Origin of the sequence: Methylosinus sp. sav-2, assembly GCF_004366495.1 — a bacterium.
Classification (GTDB): domain Bacteria; phylum Pseudomonadota; class Alphaproteobacteria; order Rhizobiales; family Beijerinckiaceae; genus Methylosinus.
Genome location: NZ_SOEJ01000007.1, coordinates 63,382 through 78,364, shown reverse-complemented (window position 1 = coordinate 78,364; position 14,983 = coordinate 63,382). Strand labels below are relative to the sequence as shown.

Sequence of the window (14,983 nt, the reverse complement as noted above, 5' to 3'; positions counted from 1 at the left end):
ACGGAGGACGCACCCCATGACCGACATTGTGGAAGGGCCGGCGCTGGCCGCTCTCTCCTGCGGCAAGCCCGCTTTTCTCGTCGTGATGCTGCATGGGGAGGGCGCCGACGGCCAAACCATGGTCGATCATGCGCTCAATTGGGCGCCGACCATGCCAAAGGCCGAGTTTCTCTCCGCCGAGGCGCCCGCCGGCGCCGATGGCGTGAAGCGCTGGTTCGACGCCGCTGATCCAGAGGGGCTCGCCAAAGGGCTGGCGGCGCTCGAGCGCTTTCTCGAGGCGGCGCTGGCCAAGCGCCGGCTGCCGGCGTCGCATCTGGCGCTGGTCGGCTTCTCGCAAGGAGCGACCCTCTCGCTGCTCGCCGGCGTCGCGCGGCCGGGGCCGGCGGCGGCGGTGGTCGCCTTTGCCGGCGGTCCCTATGGCGCGGCGCCGTCCATCGGCCCTGATGGCGCGCCGCCCGTGCTGCTGATCCATGGCGACGCCGACGCCATCTCGCCGCTCGCCGCCGTGCGCGAGACCAAGACGGCTCTCACAGGGCAGGGCGCCAAGGTCCTGTCGATGACGCGCAAGGGTCTCGAGCATGCGATGGACGATGACGGGGTGATCGCCGCGGGCGATTTCCTCACCGAGCATGTCGTGCACAAGAAGAGCGCGGCGCATGAGGACGATCACGATCATGACCACGACGATCACGATCACGATCACGCGCATTGAGGCTCGGCACGGCTCTTGCGGGACGAGGTCAGGCACATTGCGAAAGGAGATCAGAACATGGCCCTGACCGCCGAGGACATAAAAGAAGGCAAATGCTATGCGACCCGCGGACCGGAGCGATACAAGGTGATCGCCATCAATCCGCGCGGGATCGTCACCTTCCTGACCTGGGAAGGCAATCAGAAGCCGAGCCCCCTGCGCGCCAATTGCGGCATGAAGGCCTTTCTGGAAGGCGTGACGAAGGAAATCCCCTGTCCGGCGGAGGGCTGACCGTCACACCGGCAAGGTGACGGTCGCGCGCAAGCCGCCGAGCGGCGAGCCCTCGAGCGTCACCTCGCCGCCATGCGAGCGCGTGATGTCGCGCGCTATGGCGAGGCCGAGGCCCGAATGGCTCTCGTCCTGATTGCGCGACTCGTCCAGCCGGTAGAAGGGCCGAAAGGCGTCTTCTCGCCGCTCGACCGGAATGCCCGGGCCGTCGTCGTCTATGTGGATGGTCAGCATATGGCCGTCATTGACGGCGGTGAGCGATATGTTTTTCGCATAGCGCTGGGCGTTGCCGACGAGATTGGCGAGGCAGCGGCGGAAGGCGGCCGGGCGCACGGCGACCTGCCTGCGGCCGGCAAAGCTCGTCTCGGCCCGAAGGCCGCGCCGCTCCGTGTCGGTTTTCAGCTCGTCCAGAATGGCGGTCACATCGGTCTCCGCCGTCGCCTCGCCGCCGTCGCCGCGCGCGAAGGCGAGATAGGCCTCCACCATGCGCTCCATCTCGTCGACGTCCTTTTTCATCTCGGCCGTCTCCGCCGTCTCGCCGATGAGGGCGAGCGACAGCTTGAAGCGCGTGATGATGGTGCGCAGATCATGCGATACGCCATTGAGCATGGTGGTGCGTTGCTCCATGGCGCGCTCGACGCGGCGCTTCATCTCCAAAAATGCGGCGCCGGCCTGCCGCACCTCGCGCGCGCCGCGTGGGCTGAAGGCGACCTCGCGGCCCTTGCCGAATTCCTCCGCCGCGCGGGCGAGGCGCAGAATCGGACGGATCTGATTGCGCAGGAAGGAGGTGGCGATGGCGATGATGACCAGAGACGCGATCACGGTCCAGATGAAGAAGATTTCCGAGTTCGACGCATAGGCCTGGGTGCGATGCGCGAGCAGGCGCATCACCGAATCGTCGAGCGCGACTCTGATTTCCACGATGTTGGAGCGCCCCACCGTGTCGATCCAGAAGGGGCGCTGCAGGCGCAGCGACAATTCCCGCGACAGCGTATGGTCGAGCAGCGAGAAGAAGGGCTTGGCGGCGGGCGGCGGCAGCGGCTCCTTGGGCAGGAAATGAACGTCTATGCTCAAATCCTCGCCGGCGATGCGCTGGATGATGTCGCGATGCTCATCCTTGGGAAAGGCCTCGTAGAAATCGATCAGCGCCGCCACATCGCGCGCCACGGCGGCGGAGAGGCGAGACGTCACCGCCTGCCAATGCCGCTCCATGAAGAAATAGGCGACCGCCGATTGCAGCAGCACGATCGGTAGAATCACGATCAGCAACGAGCGGGCGTAGAGGCCTTTGGGCATGCGCTCGTGCAGCCAGCCGGCGAAGCGCCGCCAGAGCTGGCGCGGGGCGTCGAGCGCGGCGGGGAGGGCTGATGTCATTGCGCTTTTCCGTATTCCTCGTCCGGTCCGATGACGGCGTCCGCCCACAGCCTGTATCCGCGGCCGCGGATCGTCTGCAAATGGCGCGGGCCTTGCGCGTCGCTCTCGAGCTTGCGGCGCAGCCGCGCCACCTCGACATCGACGCTGCGTTCGCCGGCGCTCTCGACTTTGCCATTGACGAGGCGCTGCGCCAACCTCTGCCGTGAAACGATCTCGCCCGCATTCATCGCCAGCACGCGCAGAATCTCCTCTTCGCGAGTCGTCAAATGGACGATTCGATCATGCTCGCGCAATCGGCCCTTTTCGAGATCGAAGCCAAAGGCGCCGAAACGCACGCTCGCGGCCGCCGGGGTAGGGCGGGCGGCTCGGCCGGCGCGGCGCAGAATGCTGGCGATGCGCAACGACAGTTCGCGCGGCTCGAAGGGCTTGGCGAGATAATCATCGACGCCGGCCTCCAGCCCGGCCACGCGATCGGCCGTCTCGCCGCGCGCGGTCAGCATGAGAATGGGGGAGGAGCGCAGCGGCTCCGCCTCGCTACGCAATTTGCGCGCGAATTCCGGTCCGCTCTCGCCGGGCATCATCACATCGAGGACGATGAGGTCGAAGGTCATGTCCGCGAGCCGCGCGCGCGCCTGGGCGGCGTCGCCGGCGGCGCTGACCAGATAGCCCTGCGCGGCGAGATAGCGCGACAGCAGCGAGCGTATGCGCCTGTCGTCGTCGACGACGAGAATATGCGGGCCGGGCTCGGCCGCGGTCTGCGGCGCCGGCGCGCTCATGCGGCGTCGTCTTCGGTGAGCGGCCGCCGGCGCCGGCGCGGCGGCAGATGGGCGCGCACTTTCTCGCGGTCCGGCGCGTTGACCATGGCCAGCAGAAAATCGACGGTCGTCTCGCGCGCCTCCGGCGGCAACTCGCCGAAGACGCGGCGAAAGCGCTCCGATTGCAGCGTCGCCAGCTCCTGGGCGAGACGTGCGCCCTTGGCCGTCGGAAAGAGGAGGCGCTGGCGGCGATCGGTCGCGCCCTCGCGCGCCTCGACGAAGCCGGCGTCGAGCAATTGCTTGAGCACGCGGTTGAGGCTCTGCTTGGTGATTTTCAGAATATCGAGCAGGGCGGCGATGGCGAGGCCGGGGCGGCGATAGACGAAATGCAGAACGCGGTGATGGGCGCGGCCGAATTGGTAATTCTCGAGCAGCCGGTCGGCGTCGCCGACGAAATCGCGATAGGCGAAGAAGAACAGCTCGATGAGATCGAACATGGGTTCGCTCTCGGGCGCAGGCTCGCGTCCGACGAGCGCCTGCGTCGAGGTCGGGCGCAATGGCTTGCGTTCAATGGATGCTTTCACGTCGGGAACCGCTATATGTCGGTGGAAGCGAAAAAGCCGTGAACCATGCCCTGGACAGGGCGCTCGGAAGCCCGCCCTCTGAATGGGAGGGTGAAACGCTCCCTCCGGCGCCGCTCGATCGTCCTGAACTTATACGTCAGCTATATTGACATATTTCTGACCGATGGCTAGTGGTTTGGAGAAGGCCGGCTCGAGACCGGCCGCCGCATGGGACGGCTCCCTTCTTTTTCGCCCTTGACCTCATCGGAGTGTCGGATGTCGGTTTTGCCTTTCGACCAGCGCGACGGCTACATCTGGTTCAATGGCGCGCTCATCCCCTGGCGCGACGCCAAGCTCCACGTTCTCTCGCATGGGCTGCACTATGGCTCCAGCGTGTTCGAGGGCGAGCGCGCCTATGGCGGCGTGATCTTCAAATCGACCGAGCATTCCGAGCGCTTCAAGCGTTCCGCGCAGATCCTCGATTTCGAGATTCCCTATAGCGTCGCCGAGCTCGACGCCGCCAAGGCCGCGGTGGTGAAGGCCAATGGCTTCGACAGCTGCTATGTGCGGCCGGTGGCTTGGCGCGGCAGCGAGATGATGGCCGTCGCCGCGCAGAATTCGACGATCAATGTCGCGATCGCCGTGTGGGACTGGCCGAGCATGTTCGACGTGGCCACCAAGATGAAGGGCATTCGCCTCGACGTCGCCGATTATCGCCGGCCCGATCCGCAGACTGCGCCCTCGCTGGCCAAGGCGGCCGGCCTCTATATGATCTGCACCATCTCCAAGCATCGCGCCGAGCGCCGCGGCTACGCTGACGCTCTGATGCTCGACTGGCAGGGCCGCGTCGCCGAATGCACCGGCGCCAATATCTTCTTCGTGAAAGACGGCGTGCTGCACACCCCCATCGCCGATTGCTTCCTCGACGGCATCACGCGCCGCACGGTCATCGATCTCGCCCGCCGCCGCGGGATTGAGGTGGTCGAGCGCCGCATCATGCCGGACGAGCTGCCGGAGTTCAGCGAGTGCTTCATCTGCGGCACGGGCGCCGAGGTCACGCCGGTCGCGGAGGCCGGTCCCTATCGCTTCACGCCGAGCGCGATCTCGCGCACGCTGATCGAAGACTACACGCGCGAAGTCGATCCGAAAGCGGCCGCCGCCTGAGCTTCGCCGCGTAAAAGCGCGCGCGGAGAGACATTCGCGAGCCGGCGGACGAGTCGGGAAAGCGATATCCGAGACGATTTGCTTCGTGTCCTACGCGTCTTCGTGGTAAAAAATCCCTCGAAGGCACCATTGATACGACGGGCCGAGGGGTTGGCGAGGCATGGGAAAGGTCACGGGGTTTCTGGAAGTCGACCGGCAGGACCGCAAATATAAGCCGGCCGCCGACCGTATCCGCCATTATGACGAATTCGTCATCGCCCTCTCCGAGGAGGCGACCCGCAATCAGGCGGCGCGCTGCATGGATTGCGGCATTCCGTTCTGCCACAATGGCTGTCCGGTCAATAATCAGATCCCCGACTGGAACGACCTCGTCTATCACGGCGACTGGCGCCGCGCGCTGGCCAATCTCCACTCCACCAATAATTTTCCGGAGTTCACCGGCCGCGTCTGCCCTGCGCCCTGCGAGGCCTCCTGCACGCTGAATCTCGTCGACCAGCCGGTCACGATTAAGACGATCGAATGTGCGATCGTCGACCGCGGCTTCGAGGCGGGCTGGATTTCGCCCGAGCCGCCGAAGACCAAGACCGGCAAGCGCATCGCCGTCGTCGGCGCCGGCCCGGCCGGGCTCGCCGCCGCGCAGCAGCTGGCGCGCGTCGGCCATGACGTGCATGTCTATGAGAAGTTCGCCAAGGCCGGCGGCCTGCTGCGCTACGGCATTCCCGACTTCAAGATGGAGAAGCATCTCATCGACCGCCGTGTGGCGCAGCTCGAGGCGGAAGGCGTGGCCTTCCACTATAATGTGCATGTCGGCGTCGATCTCGAGGCGGAGAAGCTCGTCGCCGAGCATGACGCCGTGATCCTCTCCGGCGGCTCCGAGCAGCCGCGCGATCTTTCCATTCCGGGGCGCGATCTGCGCGGCGTGCATTTCGCCATGGATTTCCTGCCGCAGCAGAACCGCCGCGTCTCAGGCGAGCCGCTCGTCACCAATGAGCCGATCCTCGCCTCCGGCAAGCATGTCGTCGTCATCGGCGGCGGCGACACGGGCTCGGACTGCATCGGCACATCGGTGCGCCAGGGCGCGCTTTCGGTGACGCAGCTCGAGATCATGCCGCGCCCGCCGGAGAAGGAAGCCAAGCTCGTCACCTGGCCGGACTGGCCGCTGAAGCTGCGCACCTCCTCTTCCCATGACGAGGGGTCGACCCGCGAATTCGCGGTGATGACGCGCGAGTTCATCGGCGCCGACGGAGCCGTCACCGGCCTGCGCTGCGAGCGCGTCGATGGCAAGCTGGCCGCCATTCCTGGCAGCGAGTTCACGCTGAAGGCCGATCTCGTGCTGCTGGCCATGGGCTTCGTCTCGCCGGTCCGCGAGGGCCTGCTGGAAAAGCTCGCGGTCACGCTGGACCCGCGCGGCAATGTGGCCGCCGACGTCAAATCCTATCGATCGTCACGCGAAAAAGTCTTCGCGTGCGGAGACATGCGGCGCGGGCAATCGCTTGTCGTATGGGCGATCCGCGAGGGCCGGCAGTGCGCCGCCTCGGTGGACGCCTTCCTGATGGGCGAAACAAATCTACCGAGGTGAGGAAAACATGCCCACGGCCTTGTGGTTCTGCGAGAATATCGGAAATTCGGCTCTGCCCTATGCGCTGCTCGCCATGCCGATCGGCGGCGCCTATCTCTATGGGCAGAAGAAAACGCGTATCGCCTGGATTTTGATCGGCGTCTGGGTCGTCGCGCAGGTCATCATCTCCGGCCTGACCAACGCCAATTGCGTCGGCTGACGCGACCGAGCCGAAAATAAGACGCCGGCGCTCGTCGCGAGACGAGCCGCCGGCGTTTCTCGTCAGAGGACGTGGACCTGCGTGCCGACCTTCACGCGGCTATAGAGGTCGCTGACGTCGCCGTTCAGCATGCGGATGCAGCCGGAAGAGACGCCATGGCCGATCGTCCAGGGCTCGTTCGAGCCATGGATGCGGAACATGGTGTCGCGGCCGCCCGAATAGAGATACATGGCGCGCGCGCCGAGCGGATTATTGGCTCCGCCGCTCATATGGCGCGGCAGATCGGGGCGGCGGTGCAGCATGGCGGAAGGCGGCGTCCAAGCCGGCCAGGCCTCCTTGCGGCCGATATGCGTATGGCCGCGCCAGGTGAAGCCCGGACGGCCGACGCCGACGCCATAGCGCATCGCCTGGCCATCGTTCATCGACAGATAGAGAACGCGATTCTGCGTGTCGACGGTGACCGTTCCCGGCCGCTGGCGGGTCGGATCGGCGACGACCGAGCGCGTCGAGGAATATTCGCCGGAGAGCTGGCCCTCGGAAGAGGACGGGGCGCTCGCCGCCGCCGAGCGTCCGCTGAATAGAAAGGCGAACGGGTTTTCGAAAGCCTGCGCGGCGGGCGCAGCGCAGCCGAAGCCCAGCGCGAGTGCGACAGAAAGAGACGAACGACGAAAATACATGATGGATACTCCCTTCGAGGCCCTCGGGCCTTTCGAGCGGGAGAAAAATGCGCCGCCGGCGCGCCTGTTCCCTCGAGGCCGCTTCGCCAGCGCGCTTCATTCGAGACGAATTGAATGCGGAATTGACGGTTTCCGCGCGTTTTGAGCGAACCGTCCCGCTCAGCGCGTCTCGGCGGCGGAGGGGGCGACGGCGGGCTCCGGGGTCGAAGCCTGCGCAGGCGTCGGCGCGGAGACCGGCGTGACCTTGGCGCCGCCTCGCGGCCAGGAGAAATCATCGGCGCGGCCGGGCTGGCTCGGCTGCTCGCCGCCCTCGACGAAAATATGATCGACGAGCGCGCGCGCCGCGGCGGCTTGGGCCTCTCCCGTCGTGGAGGGGGATTTCACGCGCCGCGCCAGCTCGCCGTCCGCCGCGACGGCGGCGCTCGTCAGCGACTGCGTCTGGCCGATCGCCGGCCGATCCGCCGGCAGAGTGGGCGCGACCGCGGGAGCCGGGCCGCTCGGCGCGATGATCTGGACCGGCGGGGCGACGACGGCGGCCTCTGCGGGCGGCGTTTCCTCGGCCGGGGGCAGGGCGGCTTCCGCCGGCGCGGCGTCGGGCGTCGGATGGCGCGCGTCGAAGAGCCGCTTGATCTCGCCCTCGACGAAATGGGCGAGCTTTCGCGCGCCGACATCGGTGAAATGGACGCCGTCCGCCGACCGCAGCTTGACGATGCGCCCGTTTATATCCGGGCCGAAGGCCTGGTATTGGTTGCGCTCATCGGCGAAGGCCTCCCAAATATCGATGAAAGCCGCGCTGTCCTGCGCCGCCGCCTGGCGGTAGATGTCGTTGAGCTTCGCCATATCGGCGGCGAAATGCTCGCTCTTGGTGACGGGCAGAGAGACCCAAACCAGCGGAATCTTCTTCTCGCGAAACGCCGCGCGCACAGTCTCCACCCGTTGGGCGTAGCGCTCGCGCCAGCGCGGCGACAAGGTCTCGATCGTCTCCGCGCCCTCGTGAATGGCCTGACGATCATTGGAGCCGATCATGATGACGGCCATGTCGATCTTGTCGCCGCCGGCGAGTAGCTCGCGCGCGGCCTTCGGCCAATCGAAATAATCCTCGCGCACCAGGCCCGTGCTGTCCTTCGCCCGGTGCAGGATGCGAATGTCGGCGCGGTCCGAATAGGCCTCGTCCAAGCCGTCGGCCAGCATTTGGCCCAGGCTGTCGCCGATCACCGCCACCTGGAAGGGCGGCGGGGCGTTGGGGTCCTCGGGCTTTTGCGTCTTGTCCTTCTTGGCCGCCTTGCTCTGGCCGTGCCAATAGGCGGGCGCGCTATATTCGCGATGCGGCACCAGCCGGCGCATGCGGCCGGTCTCGCGCGCAGCCGGGCGGGCCTCCGAATGGGCGCGTGGGCGGCCGCCGAACAGCCCTTGAAAGAAATCCCCGACCGGGTCCTGCGCCCGCGCGCTGTCCACACCGCTAAAGAGCAGCGCGAGGAAAAGAATCGCGAAAAGGCCGAGGGTGCGGGAGAGGCTGCGCATATCGCCAATATAGCGCGGCCCCGGCGTCAAAGCGATCCGGCGCCGCGCTGAGACGCGCGGGGCGGATCGCTTCGCCGTTAGCGGCTGCGCTCGCGCTATTATCGTAAATGCGCGGGCGCTTGCGGATTATGCGCCGGATCGGTGTCGTGCTTGGAAAGCTTCTCCACGACGCCGCCGCCGACGAAGGGCGTGAGATCGGCTTCGAGCGCGTCCGCAGCGGCCTTCGGATAGACCTCCTCGCCTTCGACATAAAGGGAGAAGGATTTGACGTGCTTGGCTTTCTTGACCGGGTCTTCGATCGTCGCCTTGGTCCATTTGTAGAGCGGAAAATGTTCGACGCCCTGTTTCTCCGCCTCGGCGACATAATGGGCGAAAGCGTCGAATTGATTGCTCAGCGCGGCGTGATGCTTGGCCAAAATCGCGGCGATCGGCGCGAGAGCGGCGTTCTGCGGATCGGTGCGGGCGAGCTCGGCGTAGTCGTCGCTGATGTTCAGCCGGATCTGATAGCGCAATTCTTCGCTCATCTTGATGCTCCTGATGTCGGGACGCCCGGACGCCGCGCCGTCTTGGCCGTCGATCGTCGCGGCGCGCGCCGGCTCGGTCCGCGCCGCTTCGGCGAGCCCGAGCAGCGCCATTGCGGCGAAGAGCGTGCGAATTGCGCTCGGCACGTGGCGTTTCTCCGTGACGTCGTCCCATTATCCTAGTGAATAAGTAGGTTACGTCAACGCCCGTCGGCTTTCGCCGAACCGCCGCTTGACGCGACGCCTCACGCTCCGGCATCAATCCGCATCCGGGCTTTTTCGGAGCGGGCGCATGTTCAAGCAAACGACCCTCGTCGGCGCCGTCCTGGCGCTCCTGTCGCTTTTCGCGCCGATCGGCGTCATGGCGGACCCGGAGCGGAGCGCGGCGATCGATCCGGCGGAGGCGCGTGGCGCCGGCGGCTTCGACTTCTATGTGCTGACGCTCTCCTGGTCGCCAGCCTTCTGCGAGAGCGGCGGCGGCCGCGAGTATCGCGCGCAATGCGAGCCCGGCCTCGGCAAAGGCTTCGTCACTCATGGCCTGTGGCCGCAATATGAGCATGGCTTTCCGAGCGATTGCGACGGCGCCGCGACGCCCTCGCGCATGGCGCTAGAGCATGTCGCCGGCGTCTACCCCGATGAAGGCCTGGCGCGGCACGAATGGCGCAAGCATGGCCGTTGCTCGGGCAAGAGCCCGACCGATTATTTCCTCGACGTGCGCCGCGCGACGCAGAGCGTGACCATACCGGCGCCGCTCGAGCGGCCGCGGCAGGCGCAGAGCTTTGCGCCGCTCGATATTCAGCGCGCCTTCATCGCCGCCAATCCGCGGCTGCGGCCGGGCATGCTCGCCGTCACCTGCCGCAAGGGCGCGCTGCAGGATGTGCGCATCTGCTTCTCGCGCGATCTGCGCGAGTTCCGTCCCTGTCCCGAGATCGCGCGCGGCGCTTGCCGCTCCGGCGAAATCTCCGTGCCGGCGCCCTTGTAGACGATGAATTATCGCCATGGGTTTCATGCCGGCAATTTCGCCGATGTGTTCAAGCATGCGCTGCTGGCGCGGCTTCTCCTCTATCTCACGCGCAAGGAGACGCCGTTTCGCGTCATCGACACGCATGCGGGGGAGGGCGCCTATGATCTTTCCGCCGATGCGGCCGAGCGCACGGGCGAGTGGCGCGGCGGCATAGGCCGGCTCGCCGATCTCTCCGGCGCCGATGCGCGGCTGCGCGATCTGCTCGCGCCCTATCTCGATATCGTCGGCCCGCTCGGCGCCGAGGGGCGGCCGGCGCTCTATCCCGGCTCGCCGCTGATCGCGATGCGCTTCATGCGCCCGCAGGATCGCGCCGTCTTCTGCGAATTGCGGCCGGACGCTTTCGACGCGCTGCAGACGCGCTTTGCGCGCGACAAGCGCGTGAAGGCCATTCATCTCGACGGCTATGTCGGTCTCTCCGCCTTCGTGCCGCCGAAGGAGCGGCGCGGGCTCGTGCTCATCGATCCGCCCTTCGAGCAGCGCGACGAGACCGAGCGCATGCTGAAGACCTTTCTCGACGCGCATCGCAAATGGCCGACGGGGATTTATGCGCTGTGGCGGCCGATCAAGGATGCGGCGGAGCAGCGCTGGCTGATCGGCGCCTTGCGCTCCAGCGGCGTGAAGAAGATTTTGCGTCTCGATCTGTGCGTCGGCGGCGCCGAGGCGGACACCAAGCTGCGCAGCACCGGCCTTCTCGTCGTCAATCCGCCCTTCACTTTCGAGGAGGAGGCGCGGGCGATCTCGGCCTTTCTCGCGGAGCGCTTGGCGCAGGGGCCGGGCGCCGGATGCGAGATCGAATGGGTGAGCGGGGAGTGACGCGGCAAGAGCGAGCCGCTTCATGAAACGTTACGGGCCAAAAGCGATATTTTCTGCGCGCCTATCTTGGGTATGACGGAATCATGCCGCGTGCCTCGGAATGTGTGATGACGCGGTCGAAATTTCTCGATCTGCTGTCGCGGAGTGTTTCATCTCCGCAAAATAGGATGGCTATCCAATCGTCATGGGCATTCAGCGACGGGCGTTGCGAATGAGTCTTAGTAAAACATGCGGCCCTGAGCGGGTAGCCTTCCGGCTGGCCAGGACGGAACGGTTCGTTCGGATGCTTATACTCGACGTGCAGAGCCAAGGTATGGCCGAGAGTATTTCGAAAAAAGAAGATGGCATCCGATTCCAAAGATCTGCTCCCGGCGATGCGACATGTGCAACGGTCGTCCTTTCCGCAATGATAGTTGGCCCAGAATGGCTGTATCGTCGGCTTTTTGCGCCACCGAACCGCGCGCTGCTCGTCGATTAAAACGGGAGCGCCTGCGTAATGCGCTTGCGCTCGCGTTCCTCGGATGAGCCAATCGCGAACGGTGATCGAATTGAAGACCGCATCTGCGATCGCATCGAGAAATGGCTGCGCCTTTTCCGAATATGCCGCCATGTCTCATCTCATGAGAGAAGTCTGTCGAACTCATTCACTCCCCTGGAACCTCGCGCACGGCGCCGCGCGCGGCGCTGGTCGTCATCGCCGCATAGGCGCGCAGAGCCTTCGAGACCTTGCGCGCGCGCTTGGCCGGCTTCCAGCCGTCCTTGCCGCGCGCGTCTTCCGCCGCGCGGCGCTTCGCCAGCTCGTCCTCGGAAACGGCGAGGCGGATGGAGCGCGCCGGAATGTCGATCTCGATCTTGTCGCCTTCCTTCACCAGACCGATGAGGCCGCCCTCGGCCGCCTCCGGCGAGACATGGCCGATGGAGAGGCCCGAAGTGCCGCCGGAGAAACGCCCGTCGGTGATGAGCGCGCAGGCTTTGCCGAGGCCCTTCGACTTCAGATAGCTCGTCGGATAGAGCATCTCCTGCATGCCGGGGCCGCCGCGCGGACCTTCGTAGCGGATCACCACCACATCGCCGGCGACGATTCTGCCATTCAAGATCGCATCGACCGCGGCGTCCTGGCTCTCGAAGACGCGCGCCGGACCGGCGAATTTCAGAATGGAATCGTCGACGCCCGCCGTCTTCACGATGCAGCCGTCGAGCGCCAGATTGCCGGTGAGAACCGCGAGTCCGCCGTCCTTGGAGAAAGCGTGGTCCGCATCGCGCACGGCGCCTTTCTCGCGGTCGAGATCGAGCGCGTCGAAGCGGCGGCTCTGGCTGAAGGCCACTTGCGTCGGCACGCCGCCCGGCGCGGCGCGGTAGAAAGTCGCGACGCTCTCGCTATTAGAGACGCGCACGTCCCAACGCGCGAGCGCCTCGCCGAGCGTCGTCGCATGCACGGTCGGCAGATCGGTATGCAGCAGGCCGGCGCGCGCCAGCTCGCCGAGAATGGCGTAAATGCCGCCGGCGCGATGCACATCCTCGAGGTGAATGTCCGGCACGCTGGGCGCGACCTTGCACAGGACCGGCACGCGCCGCGACAGGCGGTCGATGTCCGCCATCGTAAAGGGGACTTCCGCCTCATAGGCGGCGGCGAGAATATGCAGCACCGTATTGGTGGAGCCGCCCATGGCGATGTCGAGCGTCATGGCGTTCTCGAAAGCTTCGAACTTTGCGATGGAGCGCGGCAGCACGCTGGCGTCATCTTGCTCGTACCAGCGGCGGGCGAGATCGACGATGAGATGGCCGGCCTCGACGAAGAGGCGCTCGCGATCGGCGTGCGTCGCCAGCACAGTGCCATTGCCTGGCAGAGCGAGGCCGAGCGCCTCGGCGAGGCAGTTCATCGAATTGGCCGTGAACATGCCGGAGCAGGAGCCGCAGGTCGGGCAGGCCGAGCGCTCGATCACCTCGACATCGGCGTCGCTCACTTTGTCGTCGCCGGCCGCGACCATGGCGTCGACGAGGTCGAGCGCGTGGCTCTCGCCATGCAGCACGGCCTTGCCGGCCTCCATCGGGCCGCCGGAGACGAAAATGGCGGGGATGTTCAGCCGCAGCGCGGCCATCAGCATGCCGGGCGTGATCTTGTCGCAATTGGAGATGCAGACGAGAGCGTCGGCGCAATGGGCGTTGCACATATATTCGACGCTGTCGGCGATGATCTCGCGCGAGGGCAGGGAATAGAGCATTCCGTCATGGCCCATGGCGATGCCGTCATCGACCGCGATCGTGTCGAACTCCTTGGCGACGCCGCCGGCCTTCTCGATCTCGCGCGCGACGAGCTGGCCGAGATCCTTCAGATGCACATGGCCGGGCACGAATTGGGTGAAGGAATTGGCGACGGCGATGATCGGCTTGCCGAAATCATCATCCTTCATGCCGGTGGCGCGCCACAGGCCGCGCGCGCCCGCCATATTGCGTCCATGAGTGGTGGTGCGGGAGCGGAACGGCGGCATGGGCGGCTCTCTTCTTCTTTCAAAAAGCGTGTCGCAGATGCACTATCCCAAGGAGCCAGACCCCGCAACCGGCCGAAGCCGGCGGAGCGTGAGCGTCGGCCGAGAGGAAGCCCATGGCGCGCGCATTGATCGTCGGCGCCGGCGTGGTCGGGCTCGCGGTCGCCCGCAGCCTCGCGTCGCAGGGCCATGAGGTCATCGTCGCCGAGGCCGGCCCTGCCATCGGCGGCGGCGTCTCCTCCCGCAATAGCGGGGTGATCCACGCCGGGCTCTATTATCCGACCGGCAGCCTGCGCCATCGGCTCTGCGTCGAAGGGCGGCGCGCGCTCTATGCTTTCGCGCAGAGCCATGGCGTCGCGCATCGCCGGCTCGGCAAGCTGATCGTCGCGACGGAGCCGGGCGAGGAGGAAAAGCTCGACGCTCTGCTGGCGAATGGGCGCGCCAATGGCGTCGAAGGCCTCGCCGCCTGTAGCGCTGCCGAGGCGCGACGGCTGGAGCCGGCGCTCTCTTGCGCAGCGGCGCTGCTCAGCGCCGAGACCGGCGTCATAGACGCGCCCGGGCTGATGCTGGCGCTTCGCGGCGAGATCGAGGATCACGGCGGCGCGATCGCTCTGGCGACGCCGGTTCCGGGAGCCGAGCGGATCGGCGACCTCTGGCGCATTCGCTTCGGCGGCGTCGATGCGGGCGTGGTGGAGGCCGAGCTTCTCGTCGTGGCCGCGGGGCTGCGCGCCCAGGCGGTCGCCGCCGCCATAGCGGGGCTCGATCCGGCGGCTATACCGCCGCTGATCCTCGCCAAGGGCAGCTATTTTGCCTTTTCCGGCCGCGCGCCCTTCACGCGGCTGATTTATCCCGCTCCCATCGATGGCGGGCTCGGCGTCCATGTCACATTGGATCTCGCCGGCCGCATGCGTTTCGGACCGGATGTGGAATGGATCGACGCCGAAGATTATCGCGTCTCGGCCGCGCGCCGCGCCGATTTCGAGGCGCGCATTCGTCGCTACTGGCCGCAGCTGCCGGCCGAGAGGCTCGTTCCCGACTATGCCGGAATAAGGCCCAAGCTGACCGGGCCGGGCGCGCCCGCGGCGGATTTTCGCATTCTCGGCCCGGCCGATCACGGCCTCGCGGGGCTGGTCTGCCTGTTCGGCATAGAGAGCCCGGGACTCACCTCGGCGTTGGCGCTCGGCGATCATGTCGCCGCCTTGCTGGACTGAACGCATCTGTCTCGAAACAGAGCATATGCGCGACTTGCATTGACAGAAAATTAAGCTACATTACTTCCGAATATTTTCGGGGTTGACTAGTATGTGGTTGGATTTCTGCGACTCGCG

At 66.2% G+C, this 14,983-nt stretch carries 16 protein-coding genes; 8 read left to right on the top strand and 8 right to left on the bottom strand.

The features are described 5' to 3' along the window. The first annotated feature begins 16 nt into the window (after window positions 1–16). On the top strand, window positions 17–712 hold the full coding sequence (locus EDE12_RS13325) for a dienelactone hydrolase family protein (protein ID WP_026598486.1): 696 nt from the start codon (window positions 17–19) through the stop codon (window positions 710–712). A gap of 57 nt (window positions 713–769) precedes the next feature. Continuing rightward, on the top strand, window positions 770–982 hold the full coding sequence (locus tag EDE12_RS13320; RefSeq protein WP_018265794.1) for a hypothetical protein: 213 nt from the start codon (window positions 770–772) through the stop codon (window positions 980–982). Between the two features lie 3 nt (window positions 983–985). Here the strand turns inward: EDE12_RS13320 and EDE12_RS13315 are convergent, their stop codons facing one another. From EDE12_RS13315 to EDE12_RS13305, 3 genes are read right to left on the bottom strand one after another with little or no spacing between them, the layout of a single operon-like run. After that, window positions 986–2,353 (bottom strand): ATP-binding protein, encoded by a 1,368-nt coding sequence (locus EDE12_RS13315; protein WP_026598487.1) that lies wholly within the window; start codon window positions 2,351–2,353, stop codon window positions 986–988. Beyond that, complete coding sequence (locus tag EDE12_RS13310) at window positions 2,350–3,129, bottom strand: response regulator (RefSeq protein ID WP_026598488.1); 780 nt, start codon at window positions 3,127–3,129, stop codon at window positions 2,350–2,352. The genes EDE12_RS13315 and EDE12_RS13310 overlap by 4 nt, the downstream gene beginning before the upstream one ends. After that, window positions 3,126–3,692, bottom strand: a complete 567-nt coding sequence (locus tag EDE12_RS13305) for a MarR family transcriptional regulator (RefSeq protein WP_026598489.1) — start codon at window positions 3,690–3,692, stop codon at window positions 3,126–3,128. Before EDE12_RS13305 ends, EDE12_RS13310 begins: the two co-directional genes overlap by 4 nt. A 255-nt stretch (window positions 3,693–3,947) precedes the next feature. Here EDE12_RS13305 and EDE12_RS13300 point away from each other — a divergent pair, with 255 nt between their 5' ends. The 3 genes from EDE12_RS13300 (at window position 3,948) to EDE12_RS13290 (ending at window position 6,613) form a co-directional block, all read left to right on the top strand. Beyond that, window positions 3,948–4,835, top strand: coding sequence for a branched-chain amino acid aminotransferase (locus tag EDE12_RS13300; protein WP_026598490.1), 888 nt, complete (start codon window positions 3,948–3,950; stop codon window positions 4,833–4,835). A 160-nt stretch (window positions 4,836–4,995) separates the two neighbouring features. Further along, window positions 4,996–6,414 carry a glutamate synthase subunit beta gene (locus EDE12_RS13295; RefSeq protein WP_026598491.1) on the top strand — a complete coding sequence of 473 codons (1,419 nt, stop codon included), beginning with the start codon at window positions 4,996–4,998 and terminating at the stop codon, window positions 6,412–6,414. Window positions 6,415–6,421: 7 nt separating this feature from the next. After that, complete coding sequence (locus tag EDE12_RS13290) at window positions 6,422–6,613, top strand: hypothetical protein (RefSeq protein WP_024879741.1); 192 nt, start codon at window positions 6,422–6,424, stop codon at window positions 6,611–6,613. 62 nt (window positions 6,614–6,675) lie between these two features. On the opposite strand, the gene EDE12_RS13285 is transcribed toward EDE12_RS13290, so the two are convergent. The 3 genes from EDE12_RS13285 to EDE12_RS13275 form a co-directional block, all read right to left on the bottom strand. Then, window positions 6,676–7,290, bottom strand: coding sequence for a L,D-transpeptidase (locus tag EDE12_RS13285; RefSeq protein ID WP_024879742.1), 615 nt, complete (start codon window positions 7,288–7,290; stop codon window positions 6,676–6,678). A 159-nt stretch (window positions 7,291–7,449) separates the two neighbouring features. Next, window positions 7,450–8,811: an SGNH family hydrolase gene (locus EDE12_RS13280; protein ID WP_084484887.1), complete on the bottom strand. Its 1,362-nt coding sequence runs from the start codon at window positions 8,809–8,811 to the stop codon at window positions 7,450–7,452. Between the two features lie 98 nt (window positions 8,812–8,909). Next, on the bottom strand, window positions 8,910–9,479 hold the full coding sequence (locus EDE12_RS13275; protein ID WP_348625814.1) for a hypothetical protein: 570 nt from the start codon (window positions 9,477–9,479) through the stop codon (window positions 8,910–8,912). A 145-nt stretch (window positions 9,480–9,624) separates the two neighbouring features. On the opposite strand from EDE12_RS13275, the gene EDE12_RS13270 reads away from it, so the two are divergent. Then, a complete protein-coding gene (locus EDE12_RS13270; RefSeq protein WP_083967130.1) occupies window positions 9,625–10,314 on the top strand; it encodes a ribonuclease T2 in 690 nt (229 codons plus the stop codon). Between the two features lie 3 nt (window positions 10,315–10,317). Continuing rightward, window positions 10,318–11,169, top strand: a complete 852-nt coding sequence (rlmJ, locus tag EDE12_RS13265; RefSeq protein ID WP_026598493.1) for a 23S rRNA (adenine(2030)-N(6))-methyltransferase RlmJ — start codon at window positions 10,318–10,320, stop codon at window positions 11,167–11,169. Window positions 11,170–11,230: 61 nt separating this feature from the next. Here rlmJ and EDE12_RS13260 read toward each other — a convergent pair whose 3' ends face one another. Then, window positions 11,231–11,779 (bottom strand): hypothetical protein, encoded by a 549-nt coding sequence (locus tag EDE12_RS13260; RefSeq protein WP_024879747.1) that lies wholly within the window; start codon window positions 11,777–11,779, stop codon window positions 11,231–11,233. 34 nt (window positions 11,780–11,813) lie between these two features. After that, window positions 11,814–13,658, bottom strand: coding sequence for a dihydroxy-acid dehydratase (ilvD, locus tag EDE12_RS13255; protein WP_026598494.1), 1,845 nt, complete (start codon window positions 13,656–13,658; stop codon window positions 11,814–11,816). A 113-nt stretch (window positions 13,659–13,771) separates the two neighbouring features. On the opposite strand from ilvD, the gene EDE12_RS13250 reads away from it, so the two are divergent. Beyond that, complete coding sequence (locus EDE12_RS13250) at window positions 13,772–14,866, top strand: NAD(P)/FAD-dependent oxidoreductase (RefSeq protein WP_026598495.1); 1,095 nt, start codon at window positions 13,772–13,774, stop codon at window positions 14,864–14,866. Window positions 14,867–14,983: the final 117 nt, after the last annotated feature.

Bases quoted from the DNA above. Each gene is read 5' to 3' on its own strand.
- EDE12_RS13310 (WP_026598488.1), bottom strand. From the start codon at position 3,129: ATGAGCGCGCCGGCGCCGCAGACCGCGGCCGAGCCCGGCCCGCATATT.
- EDE12_RS13315 (WP_026598487.1), bottom strand. From the start codon at position 2,353: ATGACATCAGCCCTCCCCGCCGCGCTCGACGCCCCGCGCCAGCTCTGG.
- rlmJ (WP_026598493.1), top strand. From the start codon at position 10,318: ATGAATTATCGCCATGGGTTTCATGCCGGCAATTTCGCCGATGTGTTC.
- EDE12_RS13260 (WP_024879747.1), bottom strand. From the start codon at position 11,779: ATGGCGGCATATTCGGAAAAGGCGCAGCCATTTCTCGATGCGATCGCA.
- EDE12_RS13295 (WP_026598491.1), top strand. From the start codon at position 4,996: ATGGGAAAGGTCACGGGGTTTCTGGAAGTCGACCGGCAGGACCGCAAA.
- EDE12_RS13250 (WP_026598495.1), top strand. From the start codon at position 13,772: ATGGCGCGCGCATTGATCGTCGGCGCCGGCGTGGTCGGGCTCGCGGTC.
- ilvD (WP_026598494.1), bottom strand. From the start codon at position 13,658: ATGCCGCCGTTCCGCTCCCGCACCACCACTCATGGACGCAATATGGCG.
- EDE12_RS13290 (WP_024879741.1), top strand. From the start codon at position 6,422: ATGCCCACGGCCTTGTGGTTCTGCGAGAATATCGGAAATTCGGCTCTG.
- EDE12_RS13320 (WP_018265794.1), top strand. From the start codon at position 770: ATGGCCCTGACCGCCGAGGACATAAAAGAAGGCAAATGCTATGCGACC.
- EDE12_RS13300 (WP_026598490.1), top strand. From the start codon at position 3,948: ATGTCGGTTTTGCCTTTCGACCAGCGCGACGGCTACATCTGGTTCAAT.
- EDE12_RS13270 (WP_083967130.1), top strand. From the start codon at position 9,625: ATGTTCAAGCAAACGACCCTCGTCGGCGCCGTCCTGGCGCTCCTGTCG.
- EDE12_RS13280 (WP_084484887.1), bottom strand. From the start codon at position 8,811: ATGCGCAGCCTCTCCCGCACCCTCGGCCTTTTCGCGATTCTTTTCCTC.
- EDE12_RS13325 (WP_026598486.1), top strand. From the start codon at position 17: ATGACCGACATTGTGGAAGGGCCGGCGCTGGCCGCTCTCTCCTGCGGC.
- EDE12_RS13285 (WP_024879742.1), bottom strand. From the start codon at position 7,290: ATGTATTTTCGTCGTTCGTCTCTTTCTGTCGCACTCGCGCTGGGCTTC.